Source organism: Paraburkholderia tuberum STM678 (assembly GCF_902833905.1).
Classification (GTDB): Bacteria; Pseudomonadota; Gammaproteobacteria; order Burkholderiales; family Burkholderiaceae; genus Paraburkholderia; species Paraburkholderia tuberum.
Window position 1 is genome coordinate 101,260 of sequence record NZ_CADFGP010000009.1, and the last position, 20,435, is coordinate 121,694.

The 20,435-nt window shown below is 64.8% G+C and carries 20 protein-coding genes and 1 pseudogene; 12 read left to right on the forward strand and 9 right to left on the reverse strand.

From position 1 onward, the window contains the following. Positions 1-289: 289 nt before the first annotated feature. Positions 290-1,801, reverse strand: coding sequence for an MDR family MFS transporter (locus HWY30_RS10200; RefSeq protein WP_090806063.1), 1,512 nt, complete (start codon positions 1,799-1,801; stop codon positions 290-292). 75 nt (positions 1,802-1,876) lie between these two features. On the opposite strand from HWY30_RS10200, the gene HWY30_RS10205 reads away from it, so the two are divergent. Beyond that, positions 1,877-2,689 (forward strand): TetR/AcrR family transcriptional regulator, encoded by an 813-nt coding sequence (locus tag HWY30_RS10205; RefSeq protein ID WP_090806061.1) that lies wholly within the window; start codon positions 1,877-1,879, stop codon positions 2,687-2,689. A gap of 48 nt (positions 2,690-2,737) precedes the next feature. On the opposite strand, the gene HWY30_RS10210 is transcribed toward HWY30_RS10205, so the two are convergent. Both HWY30_RS10210 and HWY30_RS10215 read right to left on the reverse strand, forming a co-directional pair. Beyond that, complete coding sequence (locus tag HWY30_RS10210; RefSeq protein WP_090806059.1) at positions 2,738-3,469, reverse strand: ribonuclease activity regulator RraA; 732 nt, start codon at positions 3,467-3,469, stop codon at positions 2,738-2,740. A 103-nt stretch (positions 3,470-3,572) separates the two neighbouring features. Then, positions 3,573-3,878 carry a hypothetical protein gene (locus HWY30_RS10215; RefSeq protein WP_143037193.1) on the reverse strand — a complete coding sequence of 102 codons (306 nt, stop codon included), beginning with the start codon at positions 3,876-3,878 and terminating at the stop codon, positions 3,573-3,575. A gap of 106 nt (positions 3,879-3,984) precedes the next feature. Between HWY30_RS10215 and HWY30_RS10220 the strand changes: the two genes are divergently transcribed. After that, on the forward strand, positions 3,985-4,509 hold the full coding sequence (locus tag HWY30_RS10220) for a response regulator (RefSeq protein WP_090806057.1): 525 nt from the start codon (positions 3,985-3,987) through the stop codon (positions 4,507-4,509). 155 nt (positions 4,510-4,664) lie between these two features. On the opposite strand, the gene HWY30_RS10225 is transcribed toward HWY30_RS10220, so the two are convergent. After that, entirely contained in the window at positions 4,665-5,264 is a 600-nt protein-coding gene (locus HWY30_RS10225) for a Fur family transcriptional regulator (protein ID WP_090806056.1), read from the reverse strand. Positions 5,265-5,524: 260 nt separating this feature from the next. On the opposite strand from HWY30_RS10225, the gene HWY30_RS10230 reads away from it, so the two are divergent. Together HWY30_RS10230 and HWY30_RS10235 are read left to right on the forward strand one after the other, a co-directional pair. Next, positions 5,525-6,766, forward strand: a complete 1,242-nt coding sequence (locus tag HWY30_RS10230) for a TrkH family potassium uptake protein (protein ID WP_244144860.1) — start codon at positions 5,525-5,527, stop codon at positions 6,764-6,766. After that, positions 6,756-7,451: a potassium channel family protein gene (locus HWY30_RS10235; RefSeq protein ID WP_244144861.1), complete on the forward strand. Its 696-nt coding sequence runs from the start codon at positions 6,756-6,758 to the stop codon at positions 7,449-7,451. The genes HWY30_RS10230 and HWY30_RS10235 overlap by 11 nt, the downstream gene beginning before the upstream one ends. Positions 7,452-7,477: 26 nt before the next feature. On the opposite strand, the gene HWY30_RS10240 is transcribed toward HWY30_RS10235, so the two are convergent. Beyond that, positions 7,478-8,104 (reverse strand): glutathione S-transferase family protein, encoded by a 627-nt coding sequence (locus tag HWY30_RS10240; RefSeq protein WP_090806050.1) that lies wholly within the window; start codon positions 8,102-8,104, stop codon positions 7,478-7,480. 182 nt (positions 8,105-8,286) lie between these two features. Between HWY30_RS10240 and HWY30_RS10245 the strand changes: the two genes are divergently transcribed. Beyond that, entirely contained in the window at positions 8,287-9,954 is a 1,668-nt protein-coding gene (locus tag HWY30_RS10245) for an ATP-binding domain-containing protein (protein ID WP_090806048.1), read from the forward strand. 40 nt (positions 9,955-9,994) lie between these two features. Here HWY30_RS10245 and HWY30_RS10250 read toward each other — a convergent pair whose 3' ends face one another. Further along, positions 9,995-10,942, reverse strand: coding sequence for a phosphoribosyltransferase (locus tag HWY30_RS10250; protein ID WP_090806046.1), 948 nt, complete (start codon positions 10,940-10,942; stop codon positions 9,995-9,997). A 270-nt stretch (positions 10,943-11,212) separates the two neighbouring features. Between HWY30_RS10250 and HWY30_RS10255 the strand changes: the two genes are divergently transcribed. Both HWY30_RS10255 and HWY30_RS10260 read left to right on the forward strand, forming a co-directional pair. After that, positions 11,213-11,782, forward strand: coding sequence for a putative pterin-binding protein (locus HWY30_RS10255; RefSeq protein ID WP_090806044.1), 570 nt, complete (start codon positions 11,213-11,215; stop codon positions 11,780-11,782). Further along, positions 11,752-13,599: an ATP-binding response regulator gene (locus HWY30_RS10260; RefSeq protein WP_090806042.1), complete on the forward strand. Its 1,848-nt coding sequence runs from the start codon at positions 11,752-11,754 to the stop codon at positions 13,597-13,599. Before HWY30_RS10255 ends, HWY30_RS10260 begins: the two co-directional genes overlap by 31 nt. Positions 13,600-13,658: 59 nt before the next feature. Here the strand turns inward: HWY30_RS10260 and HWY30_RS10265 are convergent, their stop codons facing one another. Then, positions 13,659-14,513, reverse strand: a complete 855-nt coding sequence (locus HWY30_RS10265; protein WP_090806040.1) for a helix-turn-helix domain-containing protein — start codon at positions 14,511-14,513, stop codon at positions 13,659-13,661. A 108-nt stretch (positions 14,514-14,621) separates the two neighbouring features. On the opposite strand from HWY30_RS10265, the gene HWY30_RS10270 reads away from it, so the two are divergent. Further along, complete coding sequence (locus HWY30_RS10270) at positions 14,622-14,768, forward strand: hypothetical protein (RefSeq protein WP_167368686.1); 147 nt, start codon at positions 14,622-14,624, stop codon at positions 14,766-14,768. A 109-nt stretch (positions 14,769-14,877) separates the two neighbouring features. Here HWY30_RS10270 and HWY30_RS10275 read toward each other — a convergent pair whose 3' ends face one another. Both HWY30_RS10275 and HWY30_RS10280 read right to left on the reverse strand, forming a co-directional pair. Next, positions 14,878-16,218, reverse strand: a complete 1,341-nt coding sequence (locus HWY30_RS10275) for a type II toxin-antitoxin system HipA family toxin (RefSeq protein WP_090806039.1) — start codon at positions 16,216-16,218, stop codon at positions 14,878-14,880. A gap of 1 nt (position 16,219) precedes the next feature. Next, positions 16,220-16,474, reverse strand: coding sequence for a helix-turn-helix domain-containing protein (locus HWY30_RS10280; protein WP_090806037.1), 255 nt, complete (start codon positions 16,472-16,474; stop codon positions 16,220-16,222). A 231-nt stretch (positions 16,475-16,705) separates the two neighbouring features. On the opposite strand from HWY30_RS10280, the pseudogene HWY30_RS10285 reads away from it, so the two are divergent. From HWY30_RS10285 to zwf, 4 genes and pseudogenes are all read left to right on the forward strand, one after another. Further along, positions 16,706-16,876: pseudogene (locus HWY30_RS10285) on the forward strand (FAD-dependent oxidoreductase); the annotation flags it as partial. Between the two features lie 109 nt (positions 16,877-16,985). Beyond that, a complete protein-coding gene (locus tag HWY30_RS10290; RefSeq protein WP_090806035.1) occupies positions 16,986-17,618 on the forward strand; it encodes a C39 family peptidase in 633 nt (210 codons plus the stop codon). A 130-nt stretch (positions 17,619-17,748) separates the two neighbouring features. Beyond that, the gene (lhpI, locus tag HWY30_RS10295) at positions 17,749-18,681 is read left to right on the forward strand and encodes a bifunctional Delta(1)-pyrroline-2-carboxylate/Delta(1)-piperideine-2-carboxylate reductase (protein ID WP_090806034.1); all 933 of its coding nucleotides are present in this window, start codon (positions 17,749-17,751) and stop codon (positions 18,679-18,681) included. A 236-nt stretch (positions 18,682-18,917) separates the two neighbouring features. Next, positions 18,918-20,399, forward strand: coding sequence for a glucose-6-phosphate dehydrogenase (zwf, locus tag HWY30_RS10300; protein ID WP_090806032.1), 1,482 nt, complete (start codon positions 18,918-18,920; stop codon positions 20,397-20,399). The last annotated feature ends 36 nt before the right edge of the window (positions 20,400-20,435 follow it).

A 20,435-nucleotide genomic window follows, 5' to 3' on the forward strand; every position in this document is an offset into this window, starting at 1 on the left:
AATATGTGGCGTTTCACGGGGAACGTCAACGCGGTTGGCCCCTGGATTGTGTGCGCTACCGCTCATTTCGAGGTATGAAGAAACCCTGGCCATACATTCGAAACGAGTGTATGTGTTTGTTGTTTCACGACAAATGGAAGGTACCCGGAAGCATCGCGCTGCATGAAGCGAGCGCGACAAAAAAACAACGAGGCCGACGCGTCGTGCGTGCGGCCTCGTGATCGACCTGCTATCTGGCGCCTGCCGGTACGCGTTTGCATCAGCTTCCCGATCAGGCGTCGAAGTACGCTCAGTGCTTGCGCAACGGATGATCCTTCAGCAGCCATGCGAGCAGGAAGGCGAGCACCACGACGCATGCGGCCGACAGATACACCGTGTGCAACGCACCCGCGAACGCATGCAGATAGTCGTTGCGCAATGCTTCGGGCAGCTGATGAATCGCTGCGGGACCCAATGCCTGCGGAAGTTCGGTGTCGGGCGGGATCAGCTTTTCGAGGCGTCCGGCGAGGCCGTTCGAGAACACCGCGCCGAAACCGGCCACGCCGATCGAGCCGCCGATCGAGCGAAACAGCGTGACGCCCGACGTCGCCACACCCATATGCTTGAACTCTACGGTGTTCTGGACCGCGAGGACCAGCACCTGCATCACCATGCCGAGGCCGCAGCCGAGCAGACCCATGTACAGATACATCACATGAATCGGCGTATCGATCTGCAGGCGCGCGAGCAGCAGCATCGCCACGGAGACGAGGAACGTGCCCATGATCGGGAACAGCCGGTACTTGCCGATCTTGCTGATCACGCGGCCCGTCACCATCGACAGGATGAACAGGCCGCCCATCATCGGCAGCATCTGCATGCCGGCTTGCGTCGGCGTCGAGCCCTTCACGACCTGCAGATAGAGCGGAATGAACGTCACGGAGCCGAACAGCGATACGCCGATGATGAAGCTCACGAGGCTGCTGATCAGAAACGTGCGCTGTTTGAACAGTCCGAGCGGCATGATCGGTTCGACCGCGCTGCGTTCTTCGTGAATGAATCCCCAGATCGCTGCGAGGCCCATGCCGAGCGTGAACCACAGTTGCGGCGACGACCACGGCAGGATCGTGCCGCCCTGACTCGTGAACAGGATGATGCAGGTCAGCGCGCCGGCGAGAAACGCGGCACCCATGTAATCGATCGTGTGCTTCACGTGGCGCACGTGCGGCTTGAACACCGCGCCGATCACGATGAGCGACACGATGCCGAGCGGCAGGTTGATGTAGAAGATCCAGCGCCACGTCAGACGCTCGACCAGAAAGCCGCCGAGCAGCGGACCGATGACGGTGGCAAGACCGAAGATGCCGCCGAACACGCCCTGGTAGCGGCCACGCTCAGCGGGCGGAATCACGTCGGCGATCGCCGCCATCGTCACGACGAGCAGGCCGCCGCCGCCGAGCCCTTGCAGCGCGCGCAGCACGATCAGCTGGCTCATGTTCTGCGCGATGCCACACAGCGCCGAGCCGACGAGAAAGATGACGATCGCCGTCTGCAGCACGATCTTGCGGCCGAACAGATCGCCGAACTTGCCGTACAGCGGCACGACGATGGTCGAACTGAGCAGGTAGGCGGTCACGACCCACGACAGGTTATTGAGCCCGCCCAGTTCGCCGACGATGGTCGGGAGCGCGGTCGAGACAATCGTCTGGTCCAGGGCGGCGAGCAGCATGACCAGCAGCAGCGCCGGAAACAGCAGCCGGATCGGCGGATGCTCGGCCGCGGGCGCGGGGTCGACTGACAGGGTCGTAGCGGGTTGTTCCATGGCGGCAACGCGTTGAAATTAATTAACTGAGAGATTAATATATGTGACATCGCCTCTCACGTCAAATTCAATGCAATGACAAGGATCTCGCCTGACGACGCCGCGGCGCACAATGCCGTGGCAGATACGGGGCCGCCCGCGCGAATTGCCGCGAAAGAGCGCGACGCGTCGAAGCCCAAACTCACGGCAGCGCCAACGGATATTCATGCCGCGAATATCGGCAGCAGCGCACCGGCTGGATCGGCCGCCCGCCGCCCCGGCCGGCCGTCGGGCGCCGCGCGCGGTCCCGCGCAGCGTGCGCGCTTGCTCGACGCCGCGCTGACGCTGTTCGCGAGGCAGGGCATCGTCGAGACATCGCTGGGTGAGATCGCCCGCGAGGCCGGCGTCACGCCCGCGATGGTGCACTACTACTTCAAGACGCGCGATCAACTGCTCGACGTGCTGATCGACGAGTGTTTCGTACCGTTGCGCGCGAGCCTCGGGCTGCCGTTTCAGGAGAATCCCGACGATCCGGTCGCGGCAATCACGCAACTCACGGAGCGGCTCGTGCAGATCGCGAGCGACAACCCGTGGTTCGCGTCGCTGTGGGTGCGCGAAGTGATCAGCGACGGCGGGCTGCTGCGCCAGCGCATGCATGAGCGCTTTGGTTTCGCGCATCAGAAGGCGTCGCTGCTGGCGATCGCGCGCTGGCAGAAGGAGGGGCGCCTGAATGCATCGCTCGAACCCGCGCTCGTGTTCGTCACGCTGCTCGGCATGACGATTCTGCCGCTTGCCACCTCGAAGCTGTGGCGCAACGATCCGTTGCGCCACAGTATCGGCGGCGCGGAGATTGCGCGGCACGCGGTGGCGTTGCTGGTGCAGGGCATCGGGCCCGGCAAGGGCGATTGAACTGGCGCCCGGTGTGGCGCACCGGTCGCCGCGTCCTTTGAAAAGGCCCTAGCTTTTGCGATTTTTCTTCCACTCGTCGAACGCCGCCTTCGTCTCGTCGTTCGGCGGATAGGTGCCGGGCAGCGCGGCGCCGGCACGAATCCTCTCGGTGAGAAACGCCTCGAGCTGTTCCTGTCCGGCGGCGGCTTGCGCGACGTCGTCGGCCATCTTCAGCGGAATTACCACAACTCCATCCGCATCGCCGACGATCACGTCGCCCGGAAACACCGCGACTCCACCACAGCCGATCGGCACGTTGATATCGACCGCATGATGGCGGATCAGATTGGGCGGCGCGCTCGCGCCGGCGCAAAACACCGGCATGTCGAGCGCGGCGATCGTCGCGCTGTCGCGCACCGGGCCGTCGGACACCATCCCGGCAACACCGCGCACCTGCAAACGAAGCGACAGAATCGAACCGAACGACGCGCTGCCGCGCTCGCCGCGGCAATCCTGCACGAGCACGTGGCCCGGCGCAATGGTCTCGACGCATTTGCGTTGCGCGTACTCAGGGTCCGCGAATAGTTCCAGTACGTCGATGTCTTCGCGCGATGGGATGTTGCGCAGCGTGAACGCCGGCCCGACCAGATTCGCGCCGCGCCGCGGACCGAGCGGCGCGACGCCCTGCATGAAGGTGTTGCGCAGACCGCGCTTGAATAGCTGCGTGGTCAGCGTGGCGGTGCTGACGTGACGAAGGATGTCGAGCGTCGCGGCGGAAAGCGCGGGCGATGTGGCGGACATGGTGTCGGTTGACCTCGGGTTGAGATGAGGGGGCATCGGTAGGCGCGCATGGGCGCCCACGATGATAGCGCCGCGACACCACCGGTTAGCAGGCCAGCGCCGTTCATCGCGCGACATCGGCAACCGCGACCGAGCCCTTCTTTACGTGACGCGAACCGCTGCAATGAGGCACGCGACGTGCTTGCAGTGTCGTCGGATGCGAGCGACGCAAAACGAACGGCAGCGCCGCGTTGTGCAAACAATACGAAGGGCAGAATCGATACCGGGCGGCGAAGGCCGTACGAACGGGGTTCGTACGAACCGCGCCGGAATATCGGGTGCCGGCGATCGGCGAGCCGCGGAAAAACTGCGGACACTGAGCAGCTAAATCGCGGTGTGCGTCGAGCGCCGTTTTTTCATCGACGTGCAATTTTGGCGCGTTACCGTGCGCAAGCGTTGTACTCGGGAAGATGTGGCGCAATGTTTTACAAGCGCGGACCTGTCTGCAACTCGGCGTGCGAAATCGGGTCGGAATCATGGACAGCAACACCGTGGCCGCGCGAATCGGCGGCAACCAGCAAAGTGAAATACAAAGTGAAACCTCCGCCCCCTCGGACGGCCTAACCGGTTTTTCAGAGCAACAACATACGATGAACGCAGCAATGAGGCTCGATCAGGCCACGATCGTGCTGGTGGAGGACGACCCGGACAGCCGGGAATCGTTGACCTTGTTACTCGAGGCGGAAGGCGCGAAGGTTTGCGCGGTCGCCGATGCGGAAGAGGGCGTCGTCGCGGCGATGCGGTTGCTTCCCGACGCGGTCGTCTGCGACCTCGACTTGCCGGCCATGGATGGCTTCTATCTGATCCAGCGGCTGCGCGACCACGAGATTTGCGGCGGTCATTCCCCCTCGGTGGCAGTGGCGCTCACCGGCCATACCGACGACGCATACCGCCTGCGCAGCATCGGCGAAGGCTTCCAGCATTTCATGACCAAGCCCGCGTTACCCGAAGCGCTCGTGACGCTGCTGCACGACGCGATCGACGCCCGCGCGGCGGGTTGATCGACGCTTCGCAGCTTCGCAGCGGCTCTCGTGGGAGCGGGTTTTAGACAGAGCAGGCCGGCGCGCGGCGGGGGATGTCGTTTCTCGAAGCAGCGCACGGCCATCGACGCTTGGCAGCGCGTCACACAGCGTTGCGCACCCAATGTGGCGCGCCGCTATTTCGCCGCGGCCACCAGCGCGGCCGTGCTGGCCGCTTTGGCCGCCTGACAGGCGGCACACAATCCCTTCAATTCGATTTCGTCGCTCGCGAGCCGATAGCCCGCCTCCTCGATCTGCGCGACGAGGGCCTGACGCAGCTTCGGTTGATGCAATTCGGTGACGCTGCCACATTGCTGGCATACGACGAGAATGCCGTGCTGGCATTGCGTCAGATCATGGCAGACCGTGAACGCATTGATCGATTCGATCCGATGCACGAGCCCCACCGACAGTAAAAAATCCAACGCGCGATAGACGGTCGGCGGCGCCGAGCCGGCGTGGATCTGGCGCATTTCGTCGAGCAGCGAATAGGCCTTGGTCGCGCGTCCCGAGTTCAGCAGCAGTTCGAGCACCTTGCGCCGGATCGGCGTGAGTTTTTCGCCGCGTTCGCGGCAATATTCCTCGGCGAGTGCGAGAGCCGCTTCCTGCGACGGGCCATGTGCGTGCGACGGCTCGTGCACATCGTGATGCGCTCGATGATCGTGTGCATAGGCGGCGGGGGCGGCAGGTGTGGGAGCGACCGAACGGCCGGTCGCGGCGGGCTTGGCGGTTTTCATGCGTCGATTATAGAGGCAGGGGGATGCAAGTGCCGCGCCGGTCGAAGCGTCGAGAGAATCGGGATTGCCCAGATTTGGCTTACAACTGACAACAAACGAAAAATAGGGTCTTTACTGGCAAAAAATGCCTATTCTTTGTCAGTCAGTCTCTGAATGTGTTTGATGGGATCTCGATGAGACAACTGCTTCACCCATCGCGGGCAGTAGCCTTAGCTTTTCTCTTTGCGATTGCCGCAGGGACGCTCCTTTTGAGGTTGCCCTTGTCGCAGGCCAAAGGTGAGGCAGCGCCGTGGCTGAGCGCTTTTTTTACCGCTACCTCCGCGGTCTGCGTGACTGGACTCGTCGTTGTCGATACGGGCACCTACTGGTCAAGCTTTGGACAGTGGGTCATCCTCGGCCTGTTTCAGATTGGCGGTTTCGGCATGATGACCGCAGCCACCTTGCTGGGACTCATGGTCAACCGGTCCTTGCCGCTGCGAGCGAAGCTGATCACCCAGGTCGAGACGCACACGCTCCGTCTCGGGGACATCGGCAGCGTGGCGCGCCTGGTGCTCGTCGTGACGCTCGTCACTCAACTGACCACGGCACTCTGGCTGACGGTCAGGCTTCATCTCGGGTACAACATCCAATGGGGCGAGGCCGCATGGAGTGGATGGTTCCATGCGGTCTCCGCGTTCAACAACGCGGGCTTTTCAATTCACCCGGACAGTCTGATGCGCTATGCCGCCGACGCGTCGATGCTGGTACCGGTGATGGTCGCGATTGTCGTCGGCGGAATCGGGTTTCCGGTTCTGTACGATCTGCGGGAAAAACTTCGGGGTGCCCGTCGGCTTTCATTGCACACCAGGCTCACTTTAGTGGTCACGGGGGTGCTGCTGCTCGGCGGATTTCTTGCGTTGCTGCTGTTCGAATGGACCAATCCGCAAACCCTGGGTCCGATGCCGTTCGGAGAGAAGCTCCTTTCGGCAGCGTTCGCCTCGGTATCCGCGCGCACGGCGGGTTTCAACTCGCTCGACATCGGCGCAATGCGTCATGACAGTTGGGCCCTGCATTTCTTCCTGATGTTCGTTGGCGGGGGCAGCGCGGGGACGGCAGGGGGTGTCAAGATCGGCACCATCGCCATTCTGGCCTTGCTGGTGATCGCAGAGATCCGCGGGCGTGGCGATATCGAAGCGTTTGGGCGCCGTGTCAGCGTGTCGGCGCAGCGGCAAGCGATTACCGTGGTGGCGCTGGGTGGCGTGATGATCACGCTCGGCACACTGATCATTTTGCACATCACCGATTTTCCTACCGATCAGGTCATCTTCGAAGTTGTTTCGGCGTTCAGTACGGTCGGTCTGTCAACGGGTATCACGGGTGATTTGCCTGCGCCGGCACAGTTCGTGATCATCACGCTGATGTACGTCGGCCGGGTTGGAACCATTACCTTTGCGACGTCGTTAATGCTGGTTGAGCGGCGTGCGCAATATAGCTATCCGGAGGAGCATCCAATTGTTGGCTGACCTGTTCAAGATTTCGCTCTCTTTTTCGAAAGGCGACAGTGTGGTCGTCATCGGTTTGGGGCGGTTCGGCTGTGCCGTGGCCCAGTCGCTGCTTCGGCTTGGCCATGACGTGATGGGAATCGACCGGGACGAGCAGCAGGTGCAGTTATGGGCGGACCGCTTGACGCATGCCGTCCAGGCCGATTCGACCAACGTGAATACCCTGCGCCAATTGGGTGTTGCGGACTTCCCTCATGCGATCGTGGGCATTGGAAGCGACCTTTCGGCGAGCCTGATGACCTTGATGGCCCTAACGGAACTTCAGATCAAGGACATCTGGCTGAAGGCGGTGACCGCGGAACACGGCCAGATTGCCCAGCGCATCGGCGCGCATCACGTGGTTTATCCGGAAGCGGAAATGGGTGAACGGATCGCTCACCTGATCGCAGGCCGAATCGTGGACTACATTGAATTCGGCGAAGGATTTGCCGTCGCCACGATTCATGCCCCGGCGCCGACACACAACCGTCCGCTTGCAGATTGCGGCGTTCTGGAGGCGTTCGGTGTCATGGTCATGGCCGTCAGGCGCGCTGGCGAAGAGTTCCAGCACGCGGGGCCTGACACGGTTGTTGTGCCGGGGGATCTGCTGATCGTGTCGGGCCCCGCGAGCAAGGTTGAAGAGTTTGCAGGTCGCGCGCATACCTGAACTGTTTCAGCCGACCCGCGCCATGCTCAGGTCAACGGGAAATCCACATACTTCTTGAACCCGGAACGCGTCGTGAGACGCGAATACCAGCGCTCCAGATTCGGCAGCGGCGGCCGCTGCAAACCGTCGAGGCCGAACCAGCGCTTCGCGTACGCGCCGATCACGATATCGGCGAGCGTGAACTTGTCGCCTTCGAGAAAGAAGCGGCCCTGCAGATGCGTGTCGAGCAGGCGCCACAGGACGGTGACCGCCTTCGCGTCGGCGGCGAGTTTGGCGGCGTCGCGCTCGGCCTCGGGCGTGCGCACGAGGGCCCAGAACACGGGACGTTCCACTGGCTGCAGCGTCGACAGCGACCAGTCCAGCCAGCGGTCGATGCTCGCGCGCAGTTTCGGGCCGGCCGGATACAGCAGGCTCGATTCGCCGTATTGCATCGCCAGATAGCGCAGGATCGAGTTGGATTCCCACAGCACGAAGTCGTCGTCGACCAGCGTCGGGATCTTGCCGGTCGGGTTCATCGCGAGATAGGCGGGTTCGTTGTTGCGGCCGAATTGCAGGCCCGCGTCGATGCGATCGAATGGCAGCACGAGTTCGTCGCAGCACCACAAGACCTTCTGGACGTTGACCGAATTGGCGCGTCCCCAGATCGTAATCATCCGGTAAATCCTTTTCTCTTACGGTTGGCAAGCCGCGCGGCATGCGCGGCGTTCAGCCAGTAACGATACACGATGTGCGCGCCTTTGCGCGACGGGCCGCCCGGCCGACATTGCGTTGCGTACAATGACCGCACTCCGGATTGCCCGCTGAAAACACGCATCCCAACTCATTGAGGCATCGCATGGCCCGCATTGTTCCCGACGACTGGAAGAGCCTCGAAGCGACCGGCGCGGCGGCGCGCGAACGTGAAACGCTCGCGCTGCTCGAAAAGGCACTGCCCGCCGACTACACCGTCTACCACGGCGTGCATTGGACGCGCCTGAACCAGAACTTCTCCGTGTTCGGCGAGGCCGATTTCGTGATCGTGAGTCCCGCCGGGCGCCTGCTGATCATCGAGCAGAAGACCGGCTTTCTGCGCGAAACGCCGAAGGGGCTCGTCAAGGTGTATCTGCAAACCGAGCGAAACGTCGCGATCGCGCTCGCGCATACGATCGAGAGTCTGCACCGGCGTTTTACCGCGGCGTTCGGCGCGGGCGCCTATTTCATCGAGGAACTGCTGTACTGTCCCGATCACATCGTCAAGGATGCGGCGATCGCCGGCGTGAATCCCGCGCGCATCGTCGACGCTACGCGGCGCGAGCGTCTCGCGGCGATCGTCCGCGAAGCGCTGCCGGCCGATGAACCGCGGCTTCCCTGCGCGGCGAAAATCCACCACTTTCTCGCCGACGAACTCGCGTTGACGCCCGACACGAGCGCGCTCGTCGGGCAGGCGGGCACGCTCGTCACGCGCCTTTCGGGCGGACTTGCGACATGGGCCCGGCGGCTCGAATTCGCGCCGTTCCGTTTGCGCGTGATTGGCACGGCGGGCTCCGGCAAGACGCAACTCGCGGTGCAGGTGATGAAGGACGCGGTCGCGCGCGGCGAGCGGCCGTTGTACGTGTGCTTCAACCGGCCGCTCGCCGATCACATCGCGCGGGTCGCGCCGCCGGAGGCAAAAGTCGCGAACTATCACCAGCTTTGCGACTGGATCGCGCGCGACGCGGGCCGCGCGCCCGATTTCCGGTCGGCGCAGGTGTTCGATCAACTGGAGGCCGTATTCGCCGACACGCCGATCGAACCGCGCTGGCAATTCGACGTACTGATCGTCGACGAAGGGCAGGATTTCCAGCAGCCATGGGTTGCCGCGCTCGAGCGGCTGCTGCGGCCGGGCGCCGCGTGGTGGTGGCTCGAAGACCCACTGCAGAATCTGTACATGCGTGAGCCGGTCTCGTTGCCCGGCTGGACCACGCTGAGAGAAACCACCAATTACCGCAGTCCTCGCGACATCCTCGATTATCTGCGCGACGTGCTGGGCGCGCCGGTGCCGCTGGCCGCGGCACTTACGTCGGGCAGTCCGTTCGACGGCTCCGAGGTTTCGGTGTCGGTCTACGACGAAGCGCAGGGCGCCGAAAGCAGTATCGACGCAACCAAGCGCGCCATCACGCAAGCGCTATCGCTCGGTTTTCGCAAGCAGGACATCGCGGTGCTGTCGTTCCGCGGCCGCGAGGGCTCGGCGATGAGCGCGCTCGATCAGCTCGGTCCGCATCGGCTGCGCAGTTTCACCGGCAAATACGATCTGTTCGGCAACCCGGAGTATCGTGAAGGCGACGTGCTGTTCGAGTCGATCTACCGCTTCAAGGGGCAGGCGGCGCCGTGCGTGATCTTCACCGAGATCGACTTCGACGCGTTCGACGAACGCAGCGCGCGCAAGCTGTTCGTCGGCGCGACGCGCGCGACGATGAAGCTGATCGTCGTCGCGTCGCAGCGGGCCGCGCGGCATTTGCAGTTGCGCGAGGCGAAGGACAGGTAGCGGCGGTGTTCGGGCGCTGCGCCCACAAGGAACGTTGCGCTCAACTCCACGCCCTTGCGCTCACCAAAATCCCCGTGCGCGTCAGCGCATCCCACCAGATCACGCGCAGCAGCGGCGCTTGCTGCGCGATCAGCAGCGCCTGCACCGGATCGCTTTCGACGAAGTGCGTGACACCCGCGCGCAGCGCCGCGCTCGCCTTGTGCGCGGCCGCGCCGGCGGGGCTGTCGTCGTGCCGGCCGGGCGTGCGCATCGCCAACTGCATGTGAGCGAAGCCGTGTCGCGCGAGCCAGGCTTCGGTGCGCGCGCGATCCATCTCCGGGCGGCCCGTGATGATCGTGCGCACCTGCTGCAGGTCGATGCCGGGCAGCACCTCGAACGGCAGCAGCGCGTCGCGCTCGGCGAGCGCGGCGGCGAGGTCCTCATCGTAGCGCGCGAGTGGTACGTCGGGCAGCAGGATGCCGTCGAGGTCGATCGCGTAGGCCGCGTACTCGTGGTCGTTGGCCGTCGCGGGCGCGGCGCCGGCTTCGACGCGCGCCCAGTCGTCGCGGTAGCGCTCGGTGTACGCCTGGCGCTCCCATGGAAAGAGGGCGAAGTAGCCGCGCGCATCGATCGCGTAGTCGGGCTGTGCGCGGCTCAGATCATCGACCGCGGCGGTCAGGGTTTTGACTTCGAGCCCGTGCGCCTGCAGAAACGCGATGCAATCGACGAGCGTAAAACCGCGTCCCGCGATGTCCTCGCACAACAGCACTTTCGATCCGGCGGGCGGGACCGGCAGCGTCGAATCCCATGCGACCGCGCGCGTCTGGCGATCGTAGCGCAGGAACGCGACCGGCGCGCCGACCGCGTGCGACACCATCAGCGCGAGCGGCGCGCCGCCGCGCAGAATCCCGAGCGCCATCGAGAAACGCTCGGCGAGCAACGCGGGTTGCAGCGATTCGATCCAGTGATCGAGCTGTTCGTACGTCAGAGGCAGGACCGGCTTGTTCATGACTATCGAGGCGCCGCGTGGCGCGATGGAAGGCAATGGTCCGCGGGGATGCACGCGCGGCGCGCGCTGACGCACTGGCGCGACATCGCGGGTCCCCGTTTTTGAGTCAGCGCATTTTGGCGATATTATGCATGCGGGTCAAAGGTCGCGTGTCGGGGTGGCACGCGTTTGACGGCACGGCACGGCGCAGCACTTCGCGTGGCATGAGATCGGCTGACCGTGGCGCCGCCCGCGGTCCGGCGAATCAACGAAATCGGATAAAAAAAGCAAATGGCCAATCTGATTGCAACGCTGCGCAACGCAGCCAGCGGAACCGGTGGGCCCTGGCGGATGCGCTGGCTGACGGGGCTGGCGGCACTGATCGTCGGGCTTTCCGTCTGTTGCGCGCATGCGCAGCCGGGCGCGCGGCAGTCGCCGGCGCTGGCGCTCGACGTGCAGGGCAAGATCGCCAATACCAACGACGCCGCGCATCGCACCTATCACTTCAACGAGGCTCAACTGCTCGCGCTGCCCGTGCATACGATCACGACCTCGACCACCTGGACGCCGCGCTCGACGTTCACCGGGCCCAGGCTCGCCGACATCCTGAAGGCCGTCGGCGCGCACGGCACCCAGATCGAACTCCACACGTTCGACGACTACACCTACACCGTGCCGGTGTCGGACTGCGAACGCTACGGCGTGATCGTCGCGTACAGCATGAACGGCCAGCGCCTGAAACTCAGCGACTTCGGGCCACTGTTTCTGATCTATCCGCGCGACGCTTTTCCAGATGAACTGACTGGCGCGGTCGGCGACTCGAAATTCGTATGGCAGATCAAGGCCCTCATCGTCAAATAGCGCGCCGTCCGTGGCGGCGCGTGTTGAACGTGCTGATCTGGCTGATGGCGCTCGCGGCGCCCGCCGGCGCGATCGGCTATCTGCTCTATGCGAACCTGTTGAACCCGCGCGCGACCGAGCAGCTGACCGGTACCTACGACGGTTTCTACTGGGACGCCGCGCAACTGCAGATCGCGTACGCGCGCTTCGAGAACCAGCTGCTGCTGTATCAGTCCGGTGCCGACGACGATTATCAGCAGTTGCAGTTGCGCTTCCAGCTGCTGCAATCGAAGCTGCGCGTGATGGCCGGCTCGACGCATCGGCTCTCCGCGCAGCTCGCTCTGTTGCAACGGCAGCTCGACGAAATCAAGACGCTCGAGACTGTGCTCGACGACATCCAGCCCGAGATCGAGGTACTGCAGCGCGACCGTGCGCGTGCCGCGCGGATCGACGCGCAGCTGCGCCAGCACTGGAGCGAGGTCAACGATCTCGCGCTGTCGCGCCGTTTCGCGGACGTCGCCGACCGCGAGGCGATGAACCGCGATTTCATCGACAAGCGCCGCATCCTGTTCGCGGGCGGTCTGGTGCTGCTATTGCTGTCGGCGGCGGCGACGCTGCTGCTCGTGCTCAACGGCCGGCGCCGCACGCGGCTGATGCGCCAGCAGCGCGCGGCGCTGGAAGCCGAGCATCAGGCGAGCCGCGCGGCGCGCGAGGCGAGCCTCGCGAAGGATGCGTTTCTCGGCATGATCGGCCATGAACTGCGCACGCCGCTGCATGCGATCGTCTCGTCGGTGGAACTGCTCGGCTTCAACTATCACTCGGAGGCCGACCGCAAGGTGATCCAGCGGCTCGAAACCGCGGCGCGCCATCTCGAGGCGCAGATGAAGGACCTGACCGACTACGCGCGCCTTGGCGCCGGCAAGCTCGAACTGCGGCACCAGCATTTCGAGCCGCGCGAGCTGCTGGCGTCGATCGTCGATGAACACACGATCTCCGCCAGGACGCGCGGGCTCGAGCTCGAAAGCGAGGCGAGCGGCGCGAGCGGGCTCGTCGAGTCGGACCCGCACCGCATCCGGCAGATCGTCAACAACCTCGTCACCAACGCGATCCGCTACACCGAGACCGGCACGGTGCGCGTCGAACTGCGGCAAGAGCCGGCGCTGCTGGTTTTCGTCGTCAGCGATACGGGGCCGGGCGTGCCGTCCGAACAGATCCCGCTGATCTTCGAGGAGTTCACGCAGCTCGACGCGTCGCGCACGCGCCGCTTCGAAGGCGCGGGGATGGGGCTCACGATCGTGCAAGGGCTCGTGAAGCTGTTCGGCGGCACGGTGGATGTTGCGAGCACGGTCGGCGAGGGCACCAGCTTCACGGTGACGATCCCGGTCGTGCCGGTCGCAACCGTCGAGCCGGCCGAGGTCGCGGAGCAAGCCGAGCCGGACGGCGCGCAGCCGTGCGTGCTGATCATCGACGATAACCGGCTGATCCGCGAGTCGCTCAGCGAAATGGTCGCGCACATGGGCTACGACTCGCTCGCATTCGGCAATGCCAACGACGCGCTCGCGTGGCTCGACACCCACCGCTGCGAAGTGGTGCTGCTCGATCTGCACATGCCGGAGCGCGATGGCTACACGTTTCTCGACGACTTCGCGATGCGCGACGGACCGTCGGCGGGCGTGCCGGTGATCGTGGTCAGCGCGTACGCGCCGGAGGTCGTGCGGAATGGCGAAAGTGGCGCGACTGGCGTGCCGTCGGTGTTCGAGGCGCTGTTAAAGCCAGTCCATTACGAGGATCTGAAGCACGCCCTGCAGCGGGCGCTGGCGGCGCGGCATCAGGCGTGAGCGCGTGAGCGCGTGAAGGCGGCGCTGCCGCGAACGGGGCGCGCATCGGCGCCCGCGCTTCAGGGGCGGTTCAGCCGCTTCGACAGATCGGCGACGAGGATCGCCATGCGCGCGGGCTTCTCGTAGCACGCGACGTCGTAATCGCGGATCACCTCGCTGATCTCCGATTCGCTGGCCTTGCCGGTCAGCAGTTCTCCGGTCAGCACGAAGATCGGCGCGTCCGGGTTCTCCGACGCGCGCACCGCGCGAATCGCGGCCGCCGAGGTCTGCGAGCCGAACAGCCAGTCGATGATCACGCCGTCGAACACCTGCGTCTGCAACTGCTCGCTGAAGGCCGCGAGCCCATAGATCGCGACCGCCGTGAAGCCGCTGCGCTCCAGATAATCGCGCAGGTTATCGGCGCTTGCACGATCGTCGTCGACCACCGCGATGGCCGGCTTGTCGGTCTCGGCGCGGCGCGGATAGATCTCGATCTTGTGGACTTCGTACGCGCTCTGATACAGCGCGCCATCATGACGCGAGACGCGCCATTGACCGAGCCGCGAATAGGCGACGAATTCCGGGCGGCTACCCGGTTCGAGCGCCGCGCCGACCCACGCGGTGCAGGCGATTTCGGTCGCGCCGATGCAGAACACCGCCTCCTGGGCGATCGCGCCGACGACGCCCGGATCGAGCGACTGCGCGCCGAATAGCTGCGCCGCGGGTTCGTCGAATACCTCGGCGACTTTCTTGATCTGCGACAGCGTCCACGGACTATTGCCGCGCAGTTTGCGGTGCCCCTGAGAAAAACTCAGATCGAGGATGCGGCATAGCTCCGTGGTTTGCTGTCGCTTGCCGATTCCATGCCTGCTCATCAACTCGCGCACGCGCTCGGCAACCGCGATGGAGTCGGGTGAGTGTGTTTCGTTGGCCATGCTGGGTGAAAATCCGCCGGGTTAAAAGGTACATCTGGAGCGCGGTCGGCAGGCGCAAGCCGACCCTGCGCATGCTATGCGCATGAATCGGCCACGCGGGGACAGCAAATGTACCGTAAAAAAATCACCATTTATGATTTTGTCAGACCGGCCGCCGAGTCCGCTGATGCAAGCGACGCCATGGCCGTGCCGGTGACGTTTGATGCATTGAGCATCAAAAGGCATTCTACCGGTGAAACGATGACGAAACCGTAGGGAATCCACGAATGAGTAGTGCGCAAGGCGACGGATCCGGCCGCTTGCCGCAAAGCCCGGCAGGTCCGCCCTTGCGGAAAAGCCAGCCGAGAGGCGCAATGAAAAGTGTTCAGCTTGCCGGCATCGTGTCGAGCCGGGCCGCCGAATTTTGAAGTCCTTTGAAAATCCGCTCGGCGACCTTGCCCGGAAAGCGCTCGGGCAACTCCGCCGAGACCCGCTCGATCACGCCAGGTGTCTGCTCGATCAGACGCTGGAGCAGCGGCTCGGCGTCGGCGCCGTACGAGCATTTCAACGCCATCGCGTTGAAGTGTCGCCGCTGCACGTCGCGAAACGCATCGTGCTTGCTGCGCGACCATAGACCCATCGCAAGCCGCGCCTTGTACCACGACCACTGGTTCGGGCCGTTGCCCTCGACCGGCCAGATCGACATCACGTCGTAAAGCGGCGTCAGACGGTACTGGCCACCGGCGAGCAGGCGGATGCTGAAGTTCTTCGCGTGGCCGTCCGGCGCGGCCAGCATCCAGAACAGGATCTGGCTCGCGAGCAGGGTCTCGATGTCCTGCCGCGCCTCGACCGATTGCTGCAGAATTCGCGCGAGGTCGAGCACGCCGGGGCCGCCCTCGTTTTCGTACTTGCGATGCGACGGCACGCCGTAGACCTGGCAGAAATCTTCCTGCGGCAGACGCAGCAGCCAACTGCCGCTCGAATGCATCTGCCGGTCGAAGCGTTCGACGGCGAGCACGCGCTGCTTGCCGAACCTGAGCACCTCGGTGTTCGCGACCGGCAGGCCGAACGCGCGCAGAATCCGCAGACACAGCCACTCGTTTTCGACCGACGTGCTGAGATCGGCGAGCCGGTTGCCGACCAGCCCGAGCGGCAGCTTGAAGATATGCGTGGTCGGCGTCGCGCCGTGCGGCCGTTGCCATTGGCCGTCGTGCCACAGCAGCGCGGTTTTCTCCTGCGCGCCGGCGAGCGAGATGCGGAAATCGTCAAATTCGTCGGGCGCGCCGAGCGTCGGTTTGCCGACCGTCTGCGCGAGCAGCGCCTCGATGTCGTCGTCGGAAAGCGGCGTGCCTTCGATGCGCTGGACCCCGGCCGGCGCGTCGTCTTCGGCGAGCAGCTGGACCGCGCCGACGCAGTCGCGGCCGATGGCCTGCAGCAGGTCGAACGCTTCGAGCGTTTCGGTCCGGTAGCGCTGCGCGATGCGTTTGCGGATGACGTCGCTGTCGGGCAGCAGGTTGTCGAAGTAGTTGAGCACCCGCGGCCCTTTGTGCGTCATGTTGCCAGGCGTGAACGGCAGCGACAGCGACAGCGGACGACCCGCGGGCGACGCGATCCAGGCGGCGTCGTAGGCGAACTCCATCGGGCCGCGCGCGGGCAGCCGCCAGAGCCCGACGCGCTCGCCGTTGGCCCACACCGACAATGCCTTCGAAGCGGTTTGCCGGGCCATCTCACCACTCGACGTTCGGTGCCGGCTCGGAGCTCGGCTGATTTTTGTCGCGCAACTGCAGTTGCAGGCCGTAGGCGCCGCACAGCGCGAGCAGCTGGGTAAGCGTGAGCCCGCTCGCATCGGTTTCGAGCGCGGAAATGCGGCTTTGGCTCACGCCGACGCGCGCGGCGGCCTCGGTCTGCGTGAGGCCGGCCTGGCGGCGGCTGGCCGCTAGCAACTGCGCGAGCTGGTCCGACGTGGCGATCAGGTGGAGCATGGCGGATTATCTGCGAGACGAATAAACGCAATTTATGCGTGAGACGAATATTTGTCAAATATTTGTGTGACGCATAATCGACGAATATTCGCGTGACGGATAATCGGGCATTCCGGCAGGCGCCGGCCGCGCCGTCCCGGCTGCGACCAGCCGCGGTGCCGACGTCGCTCGTCATTGCGGACGATGGCTCCCACTGCGAAGATGACGCCCACATCTCCAATCCGCCCACCGATGACCACGACTTACCCGCTGCACTCGACCTTCACGCCCGCCGACCAACCGTTTCCCAGCCACGCCGACGTCGTGATCGCCGGTGCCGGCATCATGGGCTGCGCGGCCGCTTATTACCTGGCGCGGCGCGGCCTGTCGGTGGCGGTGCTCGACAAGTCGCGGATCGCCGGGTAGCAGTCATCGCGCGCGTGGGGCTTCGTGCGTCAGCAGGGTCGCGAAGCCGCGGAGGTAAACCCCGCGCAACCCAGCCCGATGCAACCCAACCCGACCGATACCGCCGATGATCGAACCCGTTCTCCGCCACGCCGACGTCCCGTACTACACGCAATGGGGCAGCCCCGAGTGGGTGCGCGCCATCGTCGAACAGCAGCGCGACCCGTGCGACGATCCGCACTGGCAGCGCAGCGGTTTCGCCGACCCCGAGCGCTATCGCTTCTGGGCGCAACGCCTGTGCGGGCTGACGTGCCTCGAGTCGGCTCTCGACTACTGGAGCATCGATCACGCGCCGCGCGCCGCACTGCTCGACGACGCGCTGCGGCACGGCGTATACCGGTTGCGCGACGATGGTGGCGTCGACGGTCTGATCTACCGGCCGTTCGCCGACTGGGCGGGCCCGGCGTTCGGCCTCGATATCGAGGTGCTGCCGCAGGCGTCGCTCGAGGAGATCGCGGCGCGGCTCGACGACGATACGCTCGCGATCGTGTCGGTGAGTCCCGAGATCCGCTATCCGGAGCGGACGAACCAGCGGCGGGGCGGTCATCTGATCCTGCTGCACGGGCGGGATCGCGGCGGCGTGTGGTTTCACAACCCGTCGGGCGTCGCGCCGCATCAGTCCGACGTGTACCTGCCGTTCGCGACGATGTCGCGTTTCTATGCAGGGCGGGGGATGACGCTCAGCCGCGGCACGAGCTAGCCAGCGCGCTGGGCATCAAGCGGAGTTCGCGATTCGGCGGGCAGTAGACGTCCACACGACTGGTCAATTTTTTCGCGCTCGGTTACGGTGACGTCATGCCCACTCCATCCCCCATTGGATCGTTCCGCCCATGACCCGCCCGACCACGCAGATCTTCGACGCCGCCGCCACCGCGCGGCTGATGCCTTACGCAGCGCTTGTCGACGCGTTGAGGCGCGCTAGCATCGACTACGCGCAACGACGCATCGTGTGCCCCGAGCGGCTCGTCGTGCCGCTGAACGCCGGCGGCGTCATGCTGTCGATGCCCGCCACCGCGCCCGATCTCGCGATCCACAAGCTCGTCAATGTGTGCGCGAGCAACGGTGCGCGCCATCTGCCGACGATCCACGGTCAGGTCATGGCCTTCGATGCCGATACCGGCGAGACGCTGTTCATCCTCGATGGTCCGACAGTGACGGGGCGCCGGACCGCGGCGATGTCGATGCTCGGCATCGCGACGTTCGCCGCGCGCGCGCCGCGTGAATTCCTGCTGATCGGCACCGGCACGCAGGCGCTCAATCATCTGGAGGCGATCGGCGAACTGTTTGCCGACGCGCGCGTGTGGGTCAAGGGCAGCGCGCCCGCGCGCGCCGAAGCGTTCTGCGCGGTGCAGCGCGGCAAGGTGCGTGAGCTGCGGCCGCTCGCGGATGCGGGCGCGACGATTCCCGCTTCGGTCGACGTCGTGATCGCGTTGACCACGAGCAAACAGCCGGTCTACGACGAGACGGCGCGCGCCGAGCGGCTCGTGATCGGCGTCGGCGCTTTCACGCCGCAGATGGTCGAGATCGGCGCGACTACGATCGCGGGCAGCGCGCTGTTCGTCGACGATCAGGCTGGCGCAATGCACGAGGCCGGCGATTTCATCCAGGCCGGCGTCGATTGGGCGCGGGTGGGCGGGATCGCCGCGGTGCTCGAGCAGACGCAGCCCTTGCCGGCGGGGCCGGTGGTGTTCAAGAGCGTCGGCTGCGCGGCGTGGGATCTGGCCGCGTGCCGGGTCGCGCGTGACGCGCTGGCGCGCGGCTGACCGTCAGCGGCCCAACCGGCAAATCATCGCGCAAAATATCCCGAAAAAACGACTGTCTGGCGCGCAAGGTTGGCAACTTGCGCTAACCTGCGGCAGATGCTGCCGTGCAAACTATCTCAAAACGTTGCACCATAGATGTTTGCCGGAAAAAGCGCCATAGCGGACGTGAGCCGTAGCCCGTCCGCCAGCCGCCGATTCCTGATCGACGCCTTCCCCCTAGACGCTGCGACCGTGCCATGACGACCCAACAAGCTCCTGCCACACCCGACCTGCCGCTCGACATGATCATCTTCGGCGGCACCGGCGACCTGTCGTTCCGCAAGCTGCTGCCCGCGCTGTACATGGCGCATCTGCACTGTAACCTGCCGCCCGACACCCGCATTCTGACGATCGGGCGCAAGCCCTGGTCGCGCGAGGAATACATCAGCGAATTCATGGAGCAGAAGGCCAAGCCCTTCATCGACGAAAAAGCGTTCGACGCGTCGGCGTGGGACAAATTCCTCGCGATTTTCGAATACGTGCGGATGGACGTCGATGCGGCCGAGGACTACCTGCGCCTGAAGGAAGCGTCGCGCGACGGCGTGAACCGCGTGTTCTATCTGGCGACGTCGCCGGATCTGTTCACCCATATCTGCGACAACCTGTCGTCGGCCGGGCTCGTCGACGGCAATTCGCGGGTGGTGCTCGAAAAGCCGCTCGGCCACGATCTCGCGTCCGCGCAGGAGATCAACAACGCGGTCGGCAAGCATTTCGAAGAAGCGCAGATCTACCGGATCGACCACTACCTCGGCAAGGAAACCGTGCAGAACCTGATGGTGCTGCGCTTCGGCAATCCGATATTCGGGCCGCTGTGGCAGGCGCCGTACATCAAGAGCGTGCAGATCACGGTGGCCGAAACGGTCGGCGTGGGCAGCCGCGCGGGGTTCTACGACAAGACCGGCGCGCTGCGCGACATGGTGCAGAACCACTTGCTGCAACTGCTGTGCATCGTCGCGATGGAGCCGCCGGTGTCGCTCGATCCCGACGCGGTGCGCGACGAAAAGCTGAAGGTGCTGCGCTCGCTGCGGCCGATGACGCCCGAGGACATCGCGCGCGACACGGTGCGTGGCCAGTACACGGCGGGCGCGGTGGATGGCGAGGCGGTCAAGGGCTACCTCGAGGAAGACAACGTGCCGGCGGGCAGCCGCGCCGAAACCTTTGTCGCGTTGCGCGCGCGGATCAACAACTGGCGCTGGGCCAACGTGCCGTTCTTCCTGCGCACCGGCAAGCGGATGCAGAAGAAGCTGTCGGAGATCGTCATCGAATTCTCCGATCTGCCGTTCTCGATCATCCCGAGCGGTGGGCGTACCTACGGCAATCGTCTGGTGATCCAGTTGCAACCCGAAGAGTCGATCCAGTTGCAGGTGCTCGCGAAAGAGCCGGGCAGCGGCATGCACATGCTGCCGGTGAGCCTGAACCTCGACCTGCAGCAGGCGTTCACCGAGCGTCGCGCGGAAGCCTATGAGCGGCTTCTGATCGACGTGATCCGCGGACGTCTGACGCACTTCATGCGCCGCGACGAACTCGAAGCGGCATGGGCGTGGGCCGAGCCGATTCTCGAAGGCTGGGCGAAGTCGGGCGAGCGGCCGCGCTCATATTCGGCGGGCACGTTCGGACCGGCGGCATCGACCGCGTTGATGACGCGGGAGAACGCCGTGTGGGCGGAGGAATCGCAGTAACGGGCTTTTGACAGCGCGCTATTCGAAGCGGCTCGC